The organism is Pseudomonas syringae KCTC 12500 (assembly GCF_000507185.2).
Classification (GTDB): Bacteria; Pseudomonadota; Gammaproteobacteria; order Pseudomonadales; family Pseudomonadaceae; genus Aquipseudomonas; species Aquipseudomonas syringae.
In genome coordinates, this window is record NZ_AYTM02000002.1 from 1378157 (window position 1) to 1399913 (window position 21757).

14 protein-coding genes are annotated in these 21757 nt (G+C 60.5%); 9 read left to right on the forward strand and 5 right to left on the reverse strand.

The features are described 5' to 3' along the window. Positions 1–167: 167 nt before the first annotated feature. Positions 168–2603: a Lon protease family protein gene (locus V476_RS06520; RefSeq protein ID WP_003424634.1), complete on the reverse strand. Its 2436-nt coding sequence runs from the start codon at positions 2601–2603 to the stop codon at positions 168–170. Positions 2604–2879: 276 nt separating this feature from the next. On the opposite strand from V476_RS06520, the gene V476_RS06525 reads away from it, so the two are divergent. The 4 genes from V476_RS06525 (at position 2880) to V476_RS06540 (ending at position 6347) form a co-directional block, all read left to right on the forward strand. Continuing rightward, positions 2880–3368 (forward strand): DUF3015 domain-containing protein, encoded by a 489-nt coding sequence (locus V476_RS06525; RefSeq protein WP_002555221.1) that lies wholly within the window; start codon positions 2880–2882, stop codon positions 3366–3368. A 62-nt stretch (positions 3369–3430) separates the two neighbouring features. Continuing rightward, the gene (locus V476_RS06530) at positions 3431–5287 is read left to right on the forward strand and encodes an Lnb N-terminal periplasmic domain-containing protein (protein ID WP_003396257.1); all 1857 of its coding nucleotides are present in this window, start codon (positions 3431–3433) and stop codon (positions 5285–5287) included. A 134-nt stretch (positions 5288–5421) separates the two neighbouring features. Continuing rightward, entirely contained in the window at positions 5422–5775 is a 354-nt protein-coding gene (locus V476_RS06535) for a lipoprotein (RefSeq protein WP_003313791.1), read from the forward strand. A gap of 74 nt (positions 5776–5849) precedes the next feature. Continuing rightward, entirely contained in the window at positions 5850–6347 is a 498-nt protein-coding gene (locus V476_RS06540) for a GreA/GreB family elongation factor (protein WP_024959303.1), read from the forward strand. 60 nt (positions 6348–6407) lie between these two features. Here V476_RS06540 and ettA read toward each other — a convergent pair whose 3' ends face one another. Then, positions 6408–8072 (reverse strand): energy-dependent translational throttle protein EttA, encoded by a 1665-nt coding sequence (ettA, locus tag V476_RS06545; protein ID WP_003399986.1) that lies wholly within the window; start codon positions 8070–8072, stop codon positions 6408–6410. Between the two features lie 382 nt (positions 8073–8454). Here ettA and V476_RS06550 point away from each other — a divergent pair, with 382 nt between their 5' ends. The 4 genes from V476_RS06550 (at position 8455) to V476_RS06565 (ending at position 15953) form a co-directional block, all read left to right on the forward strand. Further along, positions 8455–12291 (forward strand): sensor domain-containing protein, encoded by a 3837-nt coding sequence (locus V476_RS06550; protein WP_024959304.1) that lies wholly within the window; start codon positions 8455–8457, stop codon positions 12289–12291. 138 nt (positions 12292–12429) lie between these two features. Continuing rightward, complete coding sequence (locus tag V476_RS06555; protein WP_024959305.1) at positions 12430–13422, forward strand: helix-turn-helix transcriptional regulator; 993 nt, start codon at positions 12430–12432, stop codon at positions 13420–13422. Between the two features lie 138 nt (positions 13423–13560). Continuing rightward, entirely contained in the window at positions 13561–14454 is an 894-nt protein-coding gene (locus V476_RS06560) for a SphA family protein (protein ID WP_080278425.1), read from the forward strand. Positions 14455–14501: 47 nt separating this feature from the next. Continuing rightward, positions 14502–15953: an amidase gene (locus V476_RS06565; RefSeq protein WP_024959307.1), complete on the forward strand. Its 1452-nt coding sequence runs from the start codon at positions 14502–14504 to the stop codon at positions 15951–15953. An 84-nt stretch (positions 15954–16037) separates the two neighbouring features. Here V476_RS06565 and V476_RS06570 read toward each other — a convergent pair whose 3' ends face one another. Continuing rightward, positions 16038–18776, reverse strand: coding sequence for a HopW family type III effector protein (locus V476_RS06570; RefSeq protein ID WP_024959308.1), 2739 nt, complete (start codon positions 18774–18776; stop codon positions 16038–16040). Between the two features lie 342 nt (positions 18777–19118). On the opposite strand from V476_RS06570, the gene glyA reads away from it, so the two are divergent. Then, complete coding sequence (glyA, locus tag V476_RS06575; RefSeq protein ID WP_024959309.1) at positions 19119–20372, forward strand: serine hydroxymethyltransferase; 1254 nt, start codon at positions 19119–19121, stop codon at positions 20370–20372. A gap of 105 nt (positions 20373–20477) precedes the next feature. Here glyA and yjiA read toward each other — a convergent pair whose 3' ends face one another. Together yjiA and V476_RS06585 are read right to left on the reverse strand one after the other, a co-directional pair. Continuing rightward, entirely contained in the window at positions 20478–21455 is a 978-nt protein-coding gene (gene yjiA, locus V476_RS06580; protein ID WP_024959310.1) for a GTPase, read from the reverse strand. A gap of 95 nt (positions 21456–21550) precedes the next feature. Further along, a complete protein-coding gene (locus V476_RS06585; protein ID WP_003313802.1) occupies positions 21551–21748 on the reverse strand; it encodes a YbdD/YjiX family protein in 198 nt (65 codons plus the stop codon). Between the last annotated feature and the right edge of the window lie 9 nt (positions 21749–21757).

Genomic DNA, 21757 nt, shown 5'->3' on the forward strand with positions numbered 1-21757 from the left:
ATCAGCAACAGTATTCATCCTTCTCGTTTAGCAGGATGCACGCCAATCTCCTTGGCCACTGCGATCACCTCAAGACTAGAAGAAAACCACCCCGCGAGAAACTATCCCTGATGAACGGAGCACCGGGCGGCACTCACCGCCCGGCGCCTGCGCCTGCGCCTGCGCTGTCAGACCTTGAGTTCAGGCTGCAACTGCGCAGGCTCCTTTTCCAGCTCTTCCTTGAGGTCTTCGTCGCTGAGCATCTCTGCGATATCGCGCAGACGCTCCACTACGCGCGCATTGACGCTGCCTTCAGGGAACTCGCCATGCTCGTCAGGCGCACCGGCGGGTTCGCCAACCAGCAGGCTCAGCGCCTCATCGGCCTGACGCACCGCGTAGATGTGGAATTGCCCGGCACGTACAGCCTGCACTACACGCTCGTCCAGCATCAGCGTGGTGACGTTGGCCTGCGGAATGATCGCGCCCTGCTCGCCTGTCAGCCCACGGGCTTCGCAGAGGCGGAAGAAGCCCTCGATCTTTTCATTGACCCCGCCCACCGCCTGAACTTCGCCAAACTGGTTGATGGAACCGGTAATCGCGAAGCACTGCTTGAGTGGCGTGCGTGACAGCGCCGAGATCAGCGTGCAGACCTCGCCCAGCGACGCACTGTCGCCGTCCACGTAACCATAGGACTGCTCGAGCGCGATGCTCGCGGAAATCGCCAGCGGGAATTCCTGGGCATAACGACTGCCGAGGTAGCCGGTGAGGATCATCACGCCCTTGGAGTGAATCGGCTGGCCGAGGTTGACCTCGCGCTCAATGTCGACGATCCCGCTGCCGCCCGGGTAAACCGTGGCGGAAATGCGCGCGGGCACGCCGAAGGCCGAGTCGCCGACTTCCAGAACCGTCAGGCCGTTACACTTGCCGACTGCCGCGCCGTCAGTGTCGATCAGGATCACGCCAGCCATCATGTCATCGAGAATCCGCGCCGAAACCCGCCCGGTACGGGTGGCCTTGGCCTTGAGCGCACGCTCGATATGCCCGGCGTCAGTCTTGTCGTCGTTGGCCAGCTGGCGGATGAAATCGGCCTCGCTGACCAACTGGAACAGGTCGCCGATACGCGCCGACAAACGCCCCTGATGCTCGGCCAAGCGGGCGCTGTAAGTCGCCAGCCGCGCCACTGCGTCGGCGGTCAAAGGCGCCATGCCCTCTTCCGAGGTCCGGGTCTTGAGCAACTGAGCGAATTGCTCGAGCGTTTCGTCGACCATCGGAATCTCTTCATCGAAGTCGACCAGCACCCGGAACATCTCCTGGAAGTCAGGATCAAGGTCTTGCAGGGTGTAGTACAGCGAACGCGAACCGATGATGATGATTTTGACGTTCCACGGGATCACCTGCGGCGTAAGGCTCACGGTGGCAACGCGGCCAAGCTCGCCCAACGGCGACTCCATCTTCAGCTTGCGCGATTGCAGGGTACGCTTGAGCGCATCCCAGACGAACGGCTCGCCCAGCATCTTCTCGGCTTCCAGAATCAGGAAACCGCCGTTGGCGCGATGCAGCGCGCCGGGGCGCAGTTGCCGATACGTGGTGTACAGCGCGCCCTGATCGGTGCTGTATTCGATGCGCCCGAACAGGTTGTCATAGGTGGGGTGCTGTTCGAAAACCACCGGCGCACCGCCATCACGGGTATTCCCGACCACCAGACTCGGGCTGTACTGCTCTTCCAGCAGCTTGCGCGCCTGGGCGTCGGTCTTCGCGTCATCGACCAACTGCTCGACCAGCGTCTTGAGCAGGTACACCTGCATGGCCTGCAGGTAGGCGCAGACCGCAGCGTTCTCGGCGTATTTTTCCGAGAGAGGTGCCAGCAAGGGTTGCAGGGTCAGGGTGATGGTTTCTTCATTCAACTGACGCAGCTGATTGTTGGACTCGCGCTTCCACTGCGGCAGGCTGGCCAGCTCTTCGTTGAGACGCTCCTCGAGCGCGGAGATATCTTCGTGGAAGCGCTCGCGATCCGCTTCGGGCAGTTGCGAAAACTCGGCCTCGTCCAGCGCCTTGCCATCGGCCATCGGCGTGAACGCGATGTTGGAACTGTCGCGATACAGGGCGATGTCCTTTTCCAGTGACAGGCGCTCGATAACGTCCAGAGCACGGTCGTAACGCTGATTGAACGCACGGTCGATCGAGCTTTTCTTCTGCTGGTAAGACGGGTGCTCGAAAACCGCCGGGAAGGTCACCAGCAGGTTGTCGATCAGGCCGCCGATGTCGGCGGTGAACTCATGAGCTGTGCCTGGAGGCAGCTCCAGTGCCTTGGGCTCGCGGGGCTCGTCGAAATTGTTGACGTAGACCCAGTCCGACGGCGTCTGCATCCGCTTGCCTTCGGCCTTGAGGTAGCGTTTGACGAACGAAAAGCGCCCGGTGCCGGGCTCGCCCATGACAAATACGTTGTAACCGGGGCGCGGCATGGCAACGCCGAACTGCAGGGCCTCTACGGCTCTCTCCTGGCCAAGGACACCGCGAAAAGGTTCGAGCTCATGAGTGGTCGCAAAGCTGAACTGCTCAGCGGAAAACGGACGGGTCAGCGCGTTGGGCGCCAGGCGTAGGTTGGCTGCGACAGAATCGGGCATCAGTAATCCTTACATCAGGCGGGGCAGATGTCGGCATTCTGGCGCTCGCTGTACACGACTTGCAAGGCAGGAAAGAGCCGAAAAGCATTTGCGTGGGTGCTGCCATGAGCCACGTCCTTAAAAAAGCCGTTTTCAAGCAATAATCTGTAATCGATGACGGAACCCTTGGAACGTGCCTAAACTCCAAACTGCACAGGTGGTTGTTGGTTGGCCGCCTGTCTTGATGTAACGACTCAAGAAACTCGACCCTTGGCTGAACTAAAAAGAGAAAAAGCTATGAAACGGATTCTTCTTGGAACGCTCTTCGCCGCTGTATCGATCAACGCTATGGCTCAAGCACCAGGCGGTCCTGACTGCGGTTGGGGCAACATGCTGTTTGAAGGTCAACGCGGTACTCCAGCTCACTTCCTGGCTTCGACCACCAACGGTACTTCGGGTAACGCCACCTTCGGCATGACCTCCGGCACCAACGGCTGCTCCACCAACGGCGCACTGACCTATGGCGGTAAATCCTGGCTTGCCATGAACGGCATGATGGATGAACTCTCCAAGGACATGGCCATGGGTCAGGGCGAAGCACTGACGACCTACGCTGTGGTACTGGGCGTTGCACCAGAAGACCGCGAGCACTTCGCCGCCGTCACTCACGAGCACTTCTCGCAAATCTTCAGCAAGGCCGACGCCACTGCCGAAGACGTCCACACCAACACCGTCAATGTTCTGAAAAACGATCCGACTCTGGCCAAGTACGCTACCCAGGCTTAAAGTCGTTCGCCCGCCCTTTGTTCGCAAAGGGCGGGATTCCCTTTTCTGACTAGTTGCCCTCTATGCTCAAACGTCTTGTATCGCTGGCGCTGTTCGTCTGTGCCCCTTTTTTGTCCGCGGCACCTCATGCCAGCGCTGAACGTTTGCAGCAATTGGCCAATGAACCGTTCTGGATTTCCCTGGGTCACTACGAGGCCGGCAAGCTCGGTGGCTGGCGCAGCTATGTCACAGACCCGAAATTCTTTCTCGCCGCTAACGGTGCACACGACCCGCAGGCGGAGCTGAGCGCAACACTCGACGCTATTTACGCACCCGTCAGTAACGAACAGACCCACGCCCAGTGCGTGTACCCGGCACGCACCCGCTGGCTGCGTGACCAGTTGCACCTGACGGGCCTGCCGACCCCGGACTGCAAGGAATTTAAGGCCTGGTACAAGGATGTGGCCCCGGACAGCACGGTGCTGATTTTCCCGGCCGCTTACCTCAATAGCCCCTCGTCGATGTTTGGTCATACGCTGCTGCGCATCGATCCGGCCAGCGCGAAAACCAACAACACCACCTTACTGAGCTACGCGATCAACTTCGGTGCCTACATCGAAGGCATGGACAACAGCATTCTGTACGCGTGGAAAGGTCTGGCAGGCGGCTATCCTGGATTGTTTGCGCTAGTGCCGTATCAGGAAAAACTGTCGGAATACCGCAGCCTGGAAAACCGTGACCTCTGGGAATACCGGCTGAACCTGACTGCGGAAGAAACCGGGCGCATGGTCGAGCACGTCTGGGAGCTGAAACAGATCCGCTTCAGTTATTTCTTCTTCGACGAAAACTGCTCGTACCGGCTGCTGGAATTGCTGCAGGTCGCCCGCCCGGGCCTGAAGCTTACCGATCAGTTCGGCCTGACCGCGATCCCAACCGATACGGTCAAGGCGATCAAGGCCGCCGGGCTGGTGGAGAAGATCGACTATCGCCCGTCACGCGAACGCGAACTGCTGAGCCGCGCCGAACCGCTCGATGCAGACGAGCAACAGTGGGTATTGAAGGTCAGCGCCGACCAGAAGCAACTGCAGAACAGCGAGTACCTTGCGCAGCCCAAGGAACGCCGCGCGTTGATTCAGGACGCCGCGTATCGTCTGGAACGCTACCGCGCCAACGGCCTTGAGCGCGATACACAACGCTCGCAACGCAGCTTCGAACTGTTGCAGGCGATCAACCAGAACCCGCCGCCACAACTGGACATCCCGCGCCCCGGCCTGCCGGAAGAAGGCCATGAATCACGCACCTGGCAGCTGGGAGCGGGCACACGCGGTGACAAGGCGTTTGCCGAATATGGCCTGCGCATGGCCTATCACGACCTGAACGACAACGCCTATGGCTTCCCGCTGGGTGCGCAGATCGAGATTCTTCAGCTCAAGGTGCGTCAATACGAAGGCAATGACTGGCAGGTGCAGCAACTGGACCTGGCGACCATTCGCTCACTGACTCCGCGCACTGAACTGCTGAAACCCTGGTCATGGCAAGTCACCGGCGGCCTGGAACGGGTTCTCGGCAAGCACGGCGACGAAAACCTCGTCAGCCATGTCAACGGTGGTGGCGGCGGCACCTGGCAACTGGCCGATGACATGCTTGGCTTCGCACTGGGCACCGTGCGGGTCGAACACAATAACGATTTCGCCGAATTCATCTCCCCCGCTGCAGGCTTCAACACGGGCGTGCTGTGGCGCAACCCGCTGGGCAACCTCAGCCTGGAAGCCAAGGGCGACTATTTCACCAATGGCGAAGTGCGCCGCAGCGTCAGTCTCAACCAGCAATGGGAGCTGTCCCGCAACCTCGGCCTGCGCCTGAGCGCCCAGCGTGAATTCAGCCAGATGAGTTCGCCACAGAACGAAGTGATGCTTGAGGTGAAGTGGTATCACTACTGACCGGATCAGTAGCGAGTCGCCGGCAGTGTGCGTCGAAAATAAAAGCACACTGCCATTACACGTTCCCTACATCGCTTTTACAAATAACTCACAAATTACCTTCTAGACTCCTCTCATAAGCAGAGGGAATCACCATGAAGCGGTATTGGCTGTTGTTGTCGCTGGCCATCGTGCTGGCGGGTTGTCAGTCCACCCGTGACCAGATGCTGGCGGAGGGTTATCCGCCGGGTTTTGCAGACGGCTATCAGGACGGCTGCAGCAGCGGCAGGGATGCAGCAGGCGCCACTACCGGCCAATTCCGCAAAAACGTGCCCCGTTACTTGAAAGACAAGCTCTACGCCCAGGGCTGGACCGATGGCTTTCGTCAGTGCGAGACCTCGCAGGACAATCGCGACCGGCTCGATCCCGGCCAGGTCTTCAATGAGCGTGACCGTGCCTGGGAGCGGGAAAAGACCCGCAGTGCCGCCAAGGCCTACCGCCCGAACTGACCCACAAAGCCTGAAAAATCGACGAAACCAATGATGCCCTGCTGTGGCCCAAAGCCTATTAGGGAGGACATTTCATGAGCCGCGCATTCGTAAACGAAGACAACGCTGCCGCCGAGGCCGAGCAACCGGTCGAGCGGCTGGTCAGTACACAGATCAACTACGTCACGGCCGAAGGCCTGACCATGTTGAAGAAACACGTCAGCAACCTGCAGGCGCAGCACAGCACGCAAACCGCGTTGGGCGAAGCGGCAGACAAGCAGCGACTGGCCGATCTGGAACGCGACCTGCGCTACTTCAACCAGCGCCTGCAAAGCGCGCAGGTCGTCGCACCGGCCGTGTCGACCGAAAAAGTGCAGATAGGCAGTTGGGTAACGTTCGCGGATGAACAGGACAACCAGCAGCGCGTGCATCTGGTGGGAGAGGATCAGGCCGATGCAGCCAAAGGACAGATCAATTGGGGGTCGCCACTGGGCCGCGCCCTGATCGGTGCGCAGAAAGGCGATGAAGTGTTGTGGCAGCGCCCGGCGGGCGATCAGTCGATTGAAGTGCTGCTGATCGAACCTGACGCGTGAGCCAGGCCGACCAGCGGCAGCGCCGCTCCTTGCAAGGAGCGGCGCATGCCTGAACTCTGATCAGGCCAGCTTTTTGTGACGCACACGGTGCGGTTGGGCAGCCGCTTCGCCCAGACGCTTCTTGCGATCGGCTTCATACTCGGTGTAGTTGCCTTCGAAGAAGATCGCTTGCGAATCGTCTTCGTACGCCAGGATGTGCGTGGCTACACGGTCAAGGAACCACCGATCGTGAGAGATCACAATGGCAGCGCCCGGGAAGTCCAGCAGCGCTTCCTCCAGTGAACGCAGGGTCTCCACGTCGAGGTCGTTGGACGGTTCGTCGAGCAGCAGCACATTGCCGCCCTCTTTCAGGGTCAGCGCCAGGTGCAGACGACCACGCTCACCACCGGACAGGTCCTTGACGAACTTCTGCTGATCGCCGCCCTTGAAATTGAAGCGACCGACGTAGGTACGCGACGGAATCTCATAGTTACCGATACGGATCACATCGGAACCGTCGGACACGGCCTGGAACACCGATTTGCTGCCGTCCAGGTCATCACGGCTCTGATCCACGCAGGCCAGCTGCACGGTTTCACCGACTTCGATGCTGCCCGAATCCGGCTGTTCCTTGCCCATCAGCATGCGGAACAATGTCGACTTACCGGCACCGTTACCGCCGATCACGCCAACGATGGCGCCTTTAGGCATGGAGAACGACAGGTTGTCGATCAGCACGCGGTCGCCATAACCCTTGGTGACGTTCTTGAACTCGATAACCTTGTCGCCCAGACGCGGACCGGCCGGGATATAGATCTCGTTGGTCTCGCTGCGCTTCTGGAATTCCTGCGACTGCATCTCTTCGAAGCGTTGCAGACGCGCCTTGGATTTGGACTGACGCGCCTTGGCACCCTTGCGGACCCATTCCAGCTCGTCTTTCATGGCTTTTTCGTGAGCGGTCTGCTGCTTGGATTCCTGCGCCAGGCGGTCCGACTTGGCTTCAAGCCAGCCGGAATAGTTGCCCTCGTAAGGAATACCCGCGCCGCGGTCGAGTTCCAGAATCCAGCCAGCCACGTTGTCCAGGAAGTAACGGTCGTGCGTGATCGCAACCACAGTTCCCGGGAAGTCGTGAAGGAAATGCTCCAGCCAGGCGACCGAGTCGGCATCCAGGTGGTTGGTCGGTTCGTCGAGAAGCAACATGTCCGGTGCGGAGAGCAGCAGGCGGCACAGCGCGACACGGCGCTTTTCGCCACCGGAAAGGACCGAAACCTTCGCATCCCAGGCCGGCAGGCGTAGCGCGTCGGCGGCGACTTCCAGTTGACGCTCCAGGTTATGGCCATCGCTGGCCTGCAGGATGGATTCGAGCTTGGCCTGCTCGGCCGCCAGCTTGTCGAAATCAGCATCCGGCTCGGCATATTCGGCGTAGACCTGATCGAGACGCGCCTGAGCGTCCTTGATCACGCTGACCGCCTCCTCCACGACCTCACGGACCGTCTTGTTCGGATCAAGTTGTGGCTCCTGCGGCAGATAACCCACATTGAGCTCCGGCATCGGACGCGCTTCACCATCAAACTCGGTGTCGACACCCGCCATGATTTTCAACAGCGTGGATTTACCCGAACCGTTGAGGCCCAGCACGCCGATCTTGGCACCGGGAAAGAAAGACAGAGAGATGTTTTTCAGGATTTCACGCTTCGGCGGCACAACTTTGCTCAGCCGATGCATGGTGTAGACGTATTGAGCCATGAAATGAAAACCTAGCGTCTGTAATGAGGACCGATTTGGGTAACGAGCTTAAAGCTCCGGCCGGAAAAAAGCTTTTATTTGTCCTTGAGACTTGCCGCGAGACCGTTCCGAGCCTTGAATAAACTCAGTTGGAAATATATCGGGGCAGTGCTGGCAAATATAAAGCCTGATCGATATTGCAAAAAGTGGAGTCACTCATGCAGGAGTCGGTGGATACCACACGTTGCGCAAAGCTACCCGAATGCTGCGTGCAGGGCAAACGATACGGCCCAATGGGACTGGCACTTTGCCACAACTAAAGGCATGCTAGCCGCCCTCTTTGGGCGACCGCCTATTTTATCTAAAGCACCACTGCTTCAGTCCAGCAGTCAGGAACAGCGATTTGCCCACTTCAACGCCTCTGTCGTCATCAAGTGTTGCTACAGACAGTGCGACCAGGCCTCTGCGTGGGTCAGTGAAAGGCATGCTGGCGGGCCTGGTTCTGGTGGTGCTTGCCCTGTTGCTCTGGCAGCTGATCGAGCAATTTCATCAGACTCAGGAGCGCCAGCGTCAGCGCAGTCTGGAGTACAGCGTCCAGTTGTCAGACCGGATGAGTCTGAACATGGCGCTCAAGGCGCAGATCGCCATGAACCTGCTGGACGAGGCGCTATCCTCGGGGGAGCGGCTGGAGCAGCCGACGACGCTGGTGAACCTGCGCACTGCCCTGCCCGCACTGCGCAGCGTCGCTCGCCTGAATCGGGAGGGTGAAATTGTCAGTGACAGTGCCGAGGTCTCGCGCGACGGTGAGTTTCTCGAACAAGCCATGAAGCAGGCGCGCGGTCGCCCCTACTTCTATACCGGCTCCGAAGACGGCAACCAGATTTATATACTGATTCGCCTGGGCAACGGCGTGAGCGGCGACTACTGGGCAGTGCGCGTGGCACCCGACGCCTTGAAAGAACTTGCCAGCCAGCCGGCGCAGAACTTTCAGCACCTGTGGCGTCTTGAACAGCGCAAGACGCAGCGGGTCATTCTCCATGAACAGGTGCCGGCCAACGAAGCGGACAGTGGTCTGTCCGATACCATTCTGCTGCAGCCGCTGAGCAACAGTGACTGGCAACTGCGGGGGCTGTTCGACACCTACAAGGCCCGCAGCGAACTGCTTGCGCCACTGATCGGCAAGTGCCTGATCGGCCTGCTGCTGTCGATCCTGCCGCTGATCGCGCTGATCAGCCTGCGCCGACGCCAGCGTCAGATGCTGCAGAGCAGGCGCCGCTACCGGGATATCTTCGAAGGCGCAGGCGTCGCGATCTGTGTCATGGACATGTCCGGCCTTCAAGAGCAACTGGAAGCACTTGAGGTCAGGACCGGCGAGGACTTCGAGCGTCTGCTCAAAAGCCAGCCAGCCTCGCTCAAACGCCTGCTGCAGCAATTGCGCATCAGCGAACTCAACGAAGTTGCCTTGAGCCTGCTGGACATCGAGCACCGCGAACAGGCATGGCAACCATTGATCGAGGGCGAATCACGCTCGCGTCCGGGCGTCGGCATTCCGATCATTCAGGCGGTTCTCGCCGGGCAGCCACGACTGGAACTGGAAATCTGCCTGACCCGCGCAAGCGGTGAGGATCAGCACCTGTGGCTGGTCATGCGCCTGCCCGAGACACGCAGCGACTTCGATGCGGTGATTCTCAGCATTGGCGACATCACCAGCCGTAAACAGGTCGAGCTGTCGTTGCTGGACCGCGAGAGCTTCTGGTCCGACGTGGTACGCACCGTACCGGACCATTTGTACGTTCAGGACGTACTCAGCCAGCGGGTGATCTACAGCAACCACCACTTCGGCTACACGCTGGGTTACAGCAAGTCAGAACTGCACGCCATGGGCGAGTTCTTCTGGGAAGTCCTGCTGCACCCTGAGGACGCCCGAAACTATCAGGACATGCGCCTGCGCCAGCGTCACCACGGGCACAATGAATTACTGCAACGCGTGCTGCGCTTCCGGGACCGCGAGAGCAACTGGCGGTCTTTCGACATTCGCGAGCAGGCGCTGGCCTGGGACGCAGAAGACCGGGTCACCCGTATCATCGGCATTGCCAAGGACATTACCGAGCAGGTCGCGTCCAGCCAGTCACTGCGTGACAGCGAACAGCGTTACCGCATGCTCGCCGAAAGCATCAGTGATGTGATTTTCTCCACCGACGGCCGGCTGGTAGTCAACTACGTCAGCCCTTCGGTAGAACGTGCGCTGGGCTACAGCGCCGAGTGGATCCTGCAGAACGGCTGGTCCGCCGCTATTGCCACCCCCCAGCAAATAGTCGGTTTCGATGCGCTCATGGACCGCATCGACAAGGTCCTCGACAAACCTCAGGAACTCGCCAGGCTGCGCGAAGAAGTCACCATCCGAATGTTCCTGTTCGACTGCCTGCGTGCCGACGGTCGCAAGATCCCGGTGGAACTGCGCGTGGTTCTGGTGTGGGGCGAACACGGCAATTTCGAGGGGATCTTCGGCGTGGGCCGGGACATCAGTCAGCAGCGTCGGGCCGAGAAAGACCTGCGCATGGCTGCCACCGTATTCGAGCATTCGACATCCGCCATTCTGATTACCGACCCCGCTGGCTATATCGTGCAGGCCAACGAGGCCTTTACCCGCGTCAGTGGCTATGAAGTGGCTCAGGTGCTCGATCAACTGCCGGGCATGCTCACCGTGGAGTCCGAACAGGAAACCCGGCTGCGCCACATCCTCAGGCAGTTGAACGGACAAGGCACGTGGGAAGGTGAAATCCGGCTCAAGCGCCGTAATGGCGAACACTACCCGGCTTGGGTCGGCATTACCGCAGTCCTCGACGATGAAGGCGACCTGGCCAGCTACGTGTGCTTCTTCAGCGATATCAGCGAGCGCAGGGCCAGCGAGGATCGCATCCACCGTCTGGCCTACTACGACGCGCTGACTCACCTGCCCAACCGCACCCTGTTTCAGGATCGACTGCATTCGGCGCTGCAGCACGCCGAGCGCCAGCAGGCCTGGGTGGTGCTGATGTTCCTCGACCTCGACCGCTTCAAACCGATCAACGACTCCCTGGGCCATGCCGCGGGCGACCGGATGCTGCAGGAAATGGCCACGCGCCTGCTCGCCTGCGTATCGGTGGATGACACCGTGGCCCGCATGGGCGGGGATGAATTCACCCTGCTGCTGGAACCGGATGAAACCCGCGAAGCCGCGCTGAATCGCGCGATTCACGTTGCCGAACGCATTCTGACCAGCCTGATAACGCCTTTCGTACTCGAAGGCCGCGAGTTCTTTGTGACCGCCAGTATCGGCATCGCCCTCAGCCCGCAGGACGGCAAGGAACTGAGTCAGTTGATGAAGAACGCCGACACGGCGATGTATCACGCCAAAGAGCGCGGCAAGAACAACTTCCAGTTCTATCAGGCAGACATGAACGCCACCGCTCTGGAGCGTCTGGAGCTGGAAAGCGACTTGCGCCACGCCCTGGAGCAGAAGGAGTTCACCCTCTTCTACCAACCGCAGTTCAGCGGCGACGGCAAACGCCTGACGGGCGCAGAAGCCCTGCTGCGCTGGCGCCATCCACGTCGCGGGCTGGTACCGCCCAACGACTTCATCCCGGTGCTCGAAGAGCTCGGGCTGGTCGTGGAGGTCGGTGATTGGGTTCTGGCCGAAGCCTGCCGCCAACTCAAACACTGGCATCAGGCCAGGGTTCGCGTGCCCAAGGTGTCGGTCAACATCTCGGCACGGCAGTTCTCGGACGGCCAGCTCGGCAAGCGTATCGCTCACATACTCGAACAGACCGGCCTGTCACCCGCCTGCCTGGAGCTGGAACTGACCGAAAGCATCCTGATGCGCGAGGTCAACGAGGCCATGCAGATCCTCGATGGCCTCAAAAACCTTGGCCTGAGCATCGCCGTCGATGACTTCGGCACCGGCTACTCGTCGCTGAACTACCTCAAACAGTTCCCGATTGACGTGCTGAAGATCGACCGCACCTTCGTCGATGGCCTCCCATCCGGCGAACAGGACGCCCAGATCGCCCGCGCAATCATCGCCATGGCTCACAGCCTGAACCTCTCGGTGATCGCCGAAGGCGTGGAGACCCATGAACAACTGGAGTTTCTTCGCGAACACGACTGCGACGAAGTCCAGGGCTACCTGTTCGGCCGCCCGATGCCCCCTGCGCAGTTCGAAGCGCAATTCAGCAATGATGCGTTGTTCATGCTGGATTGAATGCGGGCCTCGCGCCCCGGCCATCGTACATTTGAACGATAGCCGAACCCTTGAATATGAGTAGACTTGAGCCACTGCCTCGCACAGCGTCGATGACAGCGAGCGCTCTACCCATAATAAAGAACACAAGGGGGTAGCATGATCAGCGATACAACATCCCTGGACAGTGTTTCCTGTCAGGTCGTTGAAGCCTTGAACAAGGTGATTCTCGCGCTTCAGACCGAGGTCAGCAGCGCGTCGATCTCTACGTTTCATCAACAGGCGCTTGAGCGGGCGTGCGCGCTGGTGCCGTTCGACAAGGCCTGGTGGGGAAGATCCACCTGGCGTGACAACTGGCCCGTCGAGCACAGTTCCTTTTTGCTCGGCCTGCCCACCGGCTATCCCGCCGAGTGGGAGCAACTCAAGACCTCGGATGCCAGCGTCGGCAGAATGCATCAGACCCAAGGCGTCTGTCAGGTTATTCACTGTACGGCAGCGGATGCACCTCCCGCGCTGGCCGAACTCGGACGCCAGTACGACCTTTGTTTCGCTCTGGGCATTGTCCTGACCGACCCGCACACCCAGCAGGGCGTGCATTTGACGCTGTTTCGCTCGGCTGACCACACGCCCTTTTCGCCCTTGGACAAATGCCTGATCGAGTGGCTGATGCCGCATCTGATCGCCGCCGAACAGGCCAGTTATCTGCGCACGCTCACGACCCTGCGGGAAACTCAGGGCGCCTACGATGAGACCGCCATGGCGGTGAGCGATCGTTACGGCGTGCTGCTTTCCATGGAGCCTGCGTTCTCGTCGATGCTGGGCTCGGAATGGCCCGACAGACCGTCCAATCGTCTGCCCAGACAATGCAACCCTCAAGAGGGCTATTCGAGTCAGAACCTGCACATCACGTCGCAGCCGGTGGGCGACCTCGTTCTATTGACGGCGCGTCGACGCAGCAGTCTGGAATTGTTGAGCACGCGCGAACTTCAGGTCGCCCGAGGCTTTGCGGTCGGACAGACGTACAAGGAAGTCGCGCGCAACATCGGTATGTCGCCCTGCACCGTCCGGCACCACTTGAGAAAGATCTACAACAAGCTCGGTGTCACCCGTAAAGCGCAGATCGCTCAGTTACTGCATTTGACTGACGGCTGACGCCAACGCGTTCCAGCCCATTTCCGGTTTTTCCAATAACTGCCACCCCGCAAGGGAGGGCTGTGCTCGCCCATAAAAATAACAAGGCGCTTACCGATGTCATTAAAAAACCACTTCCTTAGCGCTTCAGGGCTCGCCATGGCGATCCTGTGGTTATCGCCCACAGCCTGCGCCACCGAAAATGCTGCACCTACGACAGCCGCCGGCGTTTTCGACTTTGGCGCAGGCTTCATGCCGCCCATCACCCCCAATGGCACCGTCGGCATGCGCATCAGCAACTACCGGGCGAATGTCATCAAGGACAGCCACGGCAATGACAGCCCCAACGATTTCCAGATCAACGTCCTGGCAATCGGCCTCGCTTATTTGCGAATGACCGAGCAGGAGTTTTTTGGGGCCCGCTATGGTTTCGCGGTGGTGCCGATCTTCTTCAAGATGGATGCAGACCTGGGCGTGAACGCCGGGGGGCAACGGGTCTTCAGCGACAGTGCATCGCTGTTTCGTCAGGCGGACCTGCAAGTGGTGCCGATCATCCTGGACTGGAAGCTCGGACCGGGGCTGGGCATCAATGCCCAACTGATGTTTCAGGCGCCCACCGGGGACTATGACAAAAACCGTCTGGTCAGCCCTGGTACTCATCACTGGACGGTTTCTCCGCTGTTGAACGCGACCTACATTTCACCCGGTGGCTTCGAGGTTTCCTCGAGTTTCCAGATCGATATAAACGCGCGTAACCCCGACACCGATTACCGCAGTGGCGTTGAGTACCGACATGAGTTTGCAGTGGGCCAGCATGTGGGCGACTGGACCGTCGGCATTGGCGGCTACTACTACCGACAGCTGTCGGACGACGACGCGCCGGGACTGACCCGCGGCAATCGCGCCCGAGTACTCGCCGCAGGCCCTGCAGTGAGTTACTTCAAACCCGGTGCCGGTCTGCCGCCCATCTGGTTGCACGCCTACAAGGAGTTCGACGCCCACAACCGTGCCGAGGGCTACACCGTAGCGCTGCGTACCGGCATCAGCTTTTAAGTGGCGTGCGCAACGCGACGACACGCTTTCAATCCTGGAGACGATCGATGAAAGACCTGCACGAATTATTCAATACGCTGGACGGCCGAGGCCTGGCAACACTGGTACGCAATGGCGAGGTGACCCCCGGCGAGCTGCTGGAAACCGCTATTGAGCGGGTAGAACAGGTCGAGCCAGGCCTGAACGCCGTCAGCGAAAGGCTTTACGATCAGGCGCGCAGCCAGGCGAGCGGGAGCAGCGTCAGACAGGGCGTCATGGCAGGCGTACCAACGCTGGTGAAAGACATGTTCACCCCGATGACCGGAGCTCGCATGACCAGTGGCTCGCATGCGCTGGGCGAGTTTCGCTCAGACATCGACTGCGAAATCGTCAGCCGCCTGCGTCAGGCAGGCTGCCAACTGATCGGAACGACCACCGCGCCTGAATTCGGCGTGTCCTACAGCACCGAATCGCAACGCTTCGGCGCGACCCGCAATCCCTGGAATCCGCAATACAGCGCGGGCGGTTCCAGCGGGGGTGCAGCAGCGCTGGTTGCGGCGCGCGCCATTCCTTTCGCCCATGGCAACGATGGCGGCGGCTCGCTTCGCGTACCGGCCTCCTGCTGCGGCGTATTCGGCTTCAAGCCATCGCGTGGCCTGCTGCCGTCCGGCCCGATGGTCGGCGAGGGCTGGGCAGGCCTGAGCACAGCCCATGCGATCACCCTGTCGGTAGGCGACAGCGCCGCCCTGCTCGACGCCACTGCCGGGAGTGACCTGGGGGCTCCCTATGCGGCGCCCATGCCGGCGACGCCGTTTGCACACGCCGCGGGACGCGATCCCAGGCGCCTGAAAATCGCTCTGATCTCGGCAATATCACCCTGGCCCGCCGAACCGGAAGCCCTGGCTGCACTGCAGCACACGGCGGCCTTGCTAGAGGCGCTAGGGCATTGCGTGGTCCCGGCGACGTTGCCGATCCAGCTGCCTGAATTCCTCGATGCGACGTTCGACATCATCGGTTCACACACCCAGGGCTACCTCGATCTGTTGGGCAAAATGCGCGGTTTCCCGGTCTCTATGGACGAACTGGAGCCGCGCACCCGCGTCATTCTGCGCGAACGCGGGCAACTGTCGGCGACACGCTACATTTCCGCGGTCGAATCGATGCATGCACTGGGCCGGGCGATGGCCGGCTTCTTCGAAGAGTACGACATTGTCCTCACCCCGACGCTCAACCGCGCGCCGCCCCGCCTGGGGGAGCTGGCCTTCGACGACGACAGCCGGTCCCTGCAGGACTTCATCGCGCTTTCACACAGCTACTCGCCCTACACGGCGATCTTCAACGCGACTGGCCAGCCAGCCATGTCCGTGCCCCACTACTGGACAGCCGATTCGCTGCCACTGGGTTCTCACTTTGCCGCGCGGTTTGGCGACGAACTGACCTTGCTGAGCCTCGCCGGCCAACTGGAGCGCGCCCAGCCGTGGGCCGCACGCAGGCCGCCGTTAAACGCTTGCGCGGGTTGATGCGAAGGGATTATTGGCGGTGATGGTGGTAAGCCAGGCAAGACCACCGCCTGCGTTGCTGGCGGCGGTCTACCGGCTACAGGCTTATGGCTCGCCAGCCGCTTGCTGTGCAGACGCCGGAAGCGACCCGGTCAGGTACCGGAAGCGGTCGTAGAGACCGGCCACTACCTGCCCGCCTGCGATCCTGCCCGGAATTGCCGTTTGCAGGGTGCCGACCGCGCCCCCCAGACGCGAGGTGCTGACGTAATTTCCGGCCCAGGACGCTGCCGCCCTGCCAGCCTGATGCGCCGCCTTGCCTTTGTCAGTTAGGTAGCTCAACCCCTTGCCGGCTGCTGCGCCAGCCACTTCTCCAACCATACCGGGAAGCGTGAGGTTGGCTGCGGTCAGGACCGCAGCACCGGAGGCGTAGCCTTTGATCCCCTTGTCGAGAAAATTCCAGACTTTGTTGACGCCCAGAAACCCCGTCATCACCAGATTCAGGCCGACGATTTCCTTGAAGACCTGAACCGCCTTCTGCATGTCGACTTCAGGGTTCATGGCCAGTTTGAGCATCTCCGATACGCACCAGACGCCGTCCGCCGCGTAATCGGCTTTGCCGACCATGCTTTTCATCAACATCACCAGCGCCGCACCGATACTCGCCGTCAAGGCCACCAGGCCCAGCTTGGTGTAGAAGTCAGGGTCCGCCTTACGCTCCCCCTCGGCCAGCTGCAGCCCTGCGCGCAGGGCATCGGCGCCTTCGAACCTGGCCTGGAACTCGCTGCTTTTGGTACCCAGGTACGTCAGGCTCGAGTTCATGATGTCGGTGATGCTTTTGTCTTGCTTGTACAGTTCGGTCGCCACTTTCATCTGCTGGGCAAAATGCTCGCTGACGTCGAAATGCCTGACCACGGCAAGATGGTCTTCCTCCGGGAGGCTGGCGTTCCCGGTGTCTTGCCTGGAAAGCTTGCTCTTGGCGAGCTTGAAGGCGGCGACGATCGATTCGCGGTTGAATACGCCGAGCGTGGCTGCGCCCGATGCCACGGCCGTTGCGATACCGAAGCCGACCTGCTCCAGCAGGTGTTCGTTCCTGGCAAAGGTGGGCTGTGCCACGATGGCGTTGGCCAGCACGGTGACGAAGTAGCGGTTCAGGCCGTGATCGACATTGGTCCGCGCGTTGGTCAGCTCGTTCATCATCAGGCCAGCCATGAACACTGCGTTCTTGGTGAAGTGGGCAACCAGCGATGAGCTGTAGGAGTTGTCCTTGCTGACGAACGCCACGGCCAGTGGCAAGGGTGCCAGCGCGAGCAGCATCGCCGGACTTGCAAGGACGCGACTCTTGAGCGAGGCGCCGTTCTTGAGCGTGCCCAGTTCGGCATTCATGCTTTGGTTAAGGCTGAGCAACTCGTCTTTCACATCAGAGGGTAGCCCCGAGCGGCTCAACACTGCAGGCAACTTTTCGTTGTGAGCGCGCCAGGCGTCGAGTTGACCCTGACCGTTGGCCTGAACGATTGCGCCCAACATGTCACGCTCGGCTTCGCTCAGCGCCGACGATGGCTTTTCCAGCAGCGTCTTCACAACATCGGACGTCGTGGTAGCAGCACTTGGCAAATGACCAAGACGTGCCAGTTGCTCCTCGCTCAACACCAGCGAACCGTTGGCCAGCGCCAACCGCAGTTTTTCATCGAACCCCATGCCGCACCGGGCCTCGATGTCTCCTTCAGGGGCGAAGGGCAATGGGGTATTGCTGACGATATCGCGTTGTTCCTGCGTGAGATGCAGCACATGCTTGTTCAGGAAGGCATGCATCTGATCGGGCGACAGGTGTGGCGCCGGGGTGCGCATCAAGGCCAGCAACCCCTTGTCGTCCATCGGCGCGAGCGCCCCGTATGCATCAAACTTGCGCACCAGATTACCGCCGGCCTTGAGCAATGCCTGGGTTCTCGTCAGCCGGGGCTCGGCAGGCTCGTGGCCAGGTGCAGGTGCTTCGCCTGGCTCGATGGAGATTTCTTCCGGCCTCGGCAAAAGATCGTGTTCGCGCAATAGCTGCAGCAGCGCCCCCGCCACTTCCGCCAGCTCGCGCAATTCATTGCAGGCTGGCGCGTCCTGGCAATTTTCGGTCAATGCCTGCAATGCGCCGGGCAACGTCTCCAGGTGATTGAGCGTGTCGGCATGTGAGCGCAGCAGACTGACGATCGCTTCGGGTTGACGCTGGAGGCTTTCATTCAAATCCGCCGTACGCTGCTTGGCCGTGCGCACGAAATGGCTGAAGAGCGTGTAAGACGAAACAACGGGTGGCTCTGCGCCCAGCGTCTCGGGATCCAGATGAGTCAACGCCAGCAGATCCGGAACCGCCAGGGCCAAGGCAGGCGACTTGGCAGTCAAACGAGCGGCGGATTGGTGCAGCCGCGCGGTCCTGAGCCCCTCGCAGGCCAGTGACAGCGAGTCGTGAGATGCGTGAGAAGCAGGCATGTCCGCCAGCCGGCCAATACAGCGCTCAAGCAGGTCTTTCAGCGCCGGCGCCTGATCCTCGCTGGCGAGTTGGTGCCAACCCTGCTCGGTCGTGGCGACCTCGGCCAGGCTGTGGCAGAGCTGGGCAACTGTGGGCCAGGACGGCTGCTGTTTATTCAGCTCACGCTGGAGAGCAGACAACAGACGCACAGAGTCCTGCGCTGGCGCGGCCGAGGTGCGACCAAATGCCACAGCCAGCTCGCCGGAGGCAAAAAACGCTACGGTACGAGCCTGCTGCGGAGCTTGCTCACTAACGCCGGCTGCATCGCCGGACGCAGGAGCAACCTCCGGCAATGAGGAATGAGAGGAGCGCGTGATCTGAGAGGGCGTCATGGCGTTTTTACCTACTGTCGGTGGGTACGGGCAACAGACCGACTGAGTGTCGTCCGGCCCGGAACGGTTCCGGTAGTTGAGGGTAAATCGATGCGTGATCGCTGAAATTTCGAGTGGATGTGCCTGGTTCACGCCGCGGATGACTCAATCGACCTCGACAATCTCATGTGGTCGGGCCCCACACAGAACAAGCCTTGCGCCTGCAGCACGGCCATGATTTCGGCCCTTGTCGAAACCCGCGTGAACGCCTTCACTGTTCAAGATGACTGCCTTTCATATGCCAGATAAAACCCGATGGGGTAGAATAGTCGCCTTTTCCGCCATGCCCCCTTGAGGACTGCCATGTTCAGCCGTGATTTGACTATCGCCAAGTACGACGCCGATCTGTTTGCCGCCATGGAGCAAGAAGCTCTGCGTCAGGAAGAACACATCGAGCTGATTGCCTCGGAAAACTACACCAGTCCGGCCGTCATGGAAGCTCAAGGCTCGGCCCTGACCAACAAGTACGCAGAAGGCTATCCAGGCAAGCGCTACTACGGTGGTTGCGAGTACGTCGACATTATCGAGCAACTGGCCATCGACCGCGCCAAGGAACTGTTCGGCGCTGACTACGCCAACGTTCAGCCACATGCGGGTTCGCAAGCCAACTCGGCGGTCTACCTGGCCCTGCTGCAAGGCGGCGACACCATTCTGGGCATGAGCCTTGCTCACGGTGGTCACCTGACCCACGGCGCCAGCGTTTCGTCCTCGGGCAAACTGTACAACGCCGTTCAGTACGGCATCGATGCCAACGGCATGATCGATTACGACGAAGTCGAGCGCCTGGCTGTCGAGCACAAGCCAAAAATGATCGTCGCCGGTTTTTCTGCCTACTCGCAGATCCTCGACTTCCCGCGCTTCCGTGCAATCGCTGACAAGGTCGGTGCCTACCTGTTCGTCGACATGGCTCACGTAGCCGGTCTGGTCGCCGCAGGCGTCTACCCGAACCCGGTGCCATTCGCCGACGTCGTGACCACCACCACGCACAAGACCCTGCGCGGTCCACGTGGCGGCCTGATCCTGGCGCGCGCCAACGCCGAGATCGAGAAGAAGCTGAACTCTGCAGTATTCCCTGGCTCCCAGGGCGGTCCGCTGGAGCACGTCATCGCAGCCAAGGCCGTGTGCTTCAAGGAAGCGCTGCAGCCTGAGTTCAAGACCTACCAGCAGCAAGTGGTGAAGAACGCCAAGGCAATGGCCGGTGTGTTCATCGAGCGTGGCTTCGACGTCGTCTCCGGCGGTACCGAGAACCACCTGTTCCTGCTGTCGCTGATCAAACAGGACATCTCCGGTAAAGACGCCGACGCCGCTCTGGGTCGAGCCTTCATCACCGTCAACAAGAACTCCGTACCAAACGACCCACGCTCCCCGTTCGTCACCTCCGGCCTGCGCTTCGGCACCCCGGCAGTGACCACTCGCGGCTTCAAGGAAGCAGAGTGCAAGGAGCTGGCCGGCTGGATCTGCGACATCCTGGCTGACCTGAACAACGAAGCCGTGATCGGCGCGGTTCGCGAGAAGGTCAAGGCCATCTGCGCCAAGCTGCCGGTTTACGGCGCTTGATAAGCCTGGTTTAAACGCAGTACCAAAAGCCCCGACTCGTGAGAGCCGGGGCTTTTTGTTGGGCGGTTCACTGTACGGGCAGAAGCTCAGCCGCTGTTCGACCTCTCAACCGCATACCTTCTCGAACCCCGCCCGAATCTTCTCCTCCGGCAATTCATCGGCAATGAACACAATCACGCTCTCGCGTTTTTCGCCTTCGGCCCACTCGGTGTCCCAGTCGAAGCCATACAGTTTGAGCACGCCCTGAAACACCATCTTGCGTGGTTCGTCTTCGATGTTGAGCACGCCCTTGTAACGCAGCAATTGTTTGCCGTGGTCTTCCAGCAGTTCGTTCATGAACTCGCTGAGGCGGTCCAGGTTCAGCGGTTTTTCGCTGCGCAGGACCAGGCTGCTGATCCGGTCAGCGGAATTGCCGACCGGGGCCAGCGGGCGCAGGATCATGCCGCCGCCGAGGTCAGCATTGAGGTTGAAGCCGCGTACGTCGAGCAGTTCGGCGAGGTCGATCCTGCCGTGCTCGACAATACGGATTGGCGCACGGCGGTTGATGCGGGTCAAGCGTGCACTGAGGGCCTCGAAGGCTGCGTCGTCAACCAGATCACGCTTGCTGACCAGCAACCGGTCGGCAAAACCGATCTGCGCCTGGGCGATGGTTTGCGCCAGGTGGGTATCGGCGTGCGCGGCGTCGACCAGGGTAATGATGCCGTCGAGGATGTAACGCTCGCGCAGCTCTTCATCGATGAAAAAGGTCTGCGCGACCGGCGCGGGATCGGCCAGCCCGGTGCATTCGATCACCAGTCGGTCGAACGCGATCTCGCCGCTGTCCAGACGCTCCAGCAACAGGTAGAGCGCCTTGGTCAGGTCAGTGTGGATGGTGCAGCACACGCAACCGTTGGACAGGGTCATGATCTGCACAGGGTCGGTGCCGAGCAACTGGCTGTCGATGCCTGCATCGCTGAATTCGTTTTCAATCACGGCGATTTTCAGGCCGTGTTCGGCCTTGAGCAGGTGGCGCAGCAAGGTGGTCTTGCCGGCGCCCAGAAAACCGGTCAGCACGGTCACGGGGATGGGTTGCAACTCAGTCATAAGGCTCCTGGCGTGAGGCATTCAGCTGAAATGAAAACGCGCCACAGGTGATGGCCTGCGGCGCGTCGGATCAAACCATAACGCAGATCAGCGGATCAACAGCACTTCGGACCGGCCTTGCCGCCGTAACGGGCCTCTTGCCGCTCCCGAAAGAACTGCTCGTAGGTCATCACCGGCTTGTCCGGATGAGTGTTCTGCATGTGCTCGACATAGGTGTCGTAGTCCGGCATGCCCACCATCAGGCGCGCGGCCTGACCGAGGTATTTGCCGAGGCGACTCAGGTCATTGAACATGGGCAAATC

Coding starts and splice junctions, on each gene's coding strand:
- glyA (WP_024959309.1), top strand. CDS start 19,119: ATGTTCAGCCGTGATTTGACTATCGCCAAGTACGACGCCGATCTGTTT.
- V476_RS06530 (WP_003396257.1), top strand. CDS start 3,431: ATGCTCAAACGTCTTGTATCGCTGGCGCTGTTCGTCTGTGCCCCTTTT.
- V476_RS06540 (WP_024959303.1), top strand. CDS start 5,850: ATGAGCCGCGCATTCGTAAACGAAGACAACGCTGCCGCCGAGGCCGAG.
- yjiA (WP_024959310.1), bottom strand. CDS start 21,455: ATGACTGAGTTGCAACCCATCCCCGTGACCGTGCTGACCGGTTTTCTG.
- V476_RS06535 (WP_003313791.1), top strand. CDS start 5,422: ATGAAGCGGTATTGGCTGTTGTTGTCGCTGGCCATCGTGCTGGCGGGT.
- V476_RS06525 (WP_002555221.1), top strand. CDS start 2,880: ATGAAACGGATTCTTCTTGGAACGCTCTTCGCCGCTGTATCGATCAAC.
- ettA (WP_003399986.1), bottom strand. CDS start 8,072: ATGGCTCAATACGTCTACACCATGCATCGGCTGAGCAAAGTTGTGCCG.
- V476_RS06565 (WP_024959307.1), top strand. CDS start 14,502: ATGAAAGACCTGCACGAATTATTCAATACGCTGGACGGCCGAGGCCTG.
- V476_RS06560 (WP_080278425.1), top strand. CDS start 13,561: ATGGCGATCCTGTGGTTATCGCCCACAGCCTGCGCCACCGAAAATGCT.
- V476_RS06520 (WP_003424634.1), bottom strand. CDS start 2,603: ATGCCCGATTCTGTCGCAGCCAACCTACGCCTGGCGCCCAACGCGCTG.
- V476_RS06585 (WP_003313802.1), bottom strand. CDS start 21,748: ATGTTCAATGACCTGAGTCGCCTCGGCAAATACCTCGGTCAGGCCGCG.
- V476_RS06555 (WP_024959305.1), top strand. CDS start 12,430: ATGATCAGCGATACAACATCCCTGGACAGTGTTTCCTGTCAGGTCGTT.
- V476_RS06570 (WP_024959308.1), bottom strand. CDS start 18,776: ATGACGCCCTCTCAGATCACGCGCTCCTCTCATTCCTCATTGCCGGAG.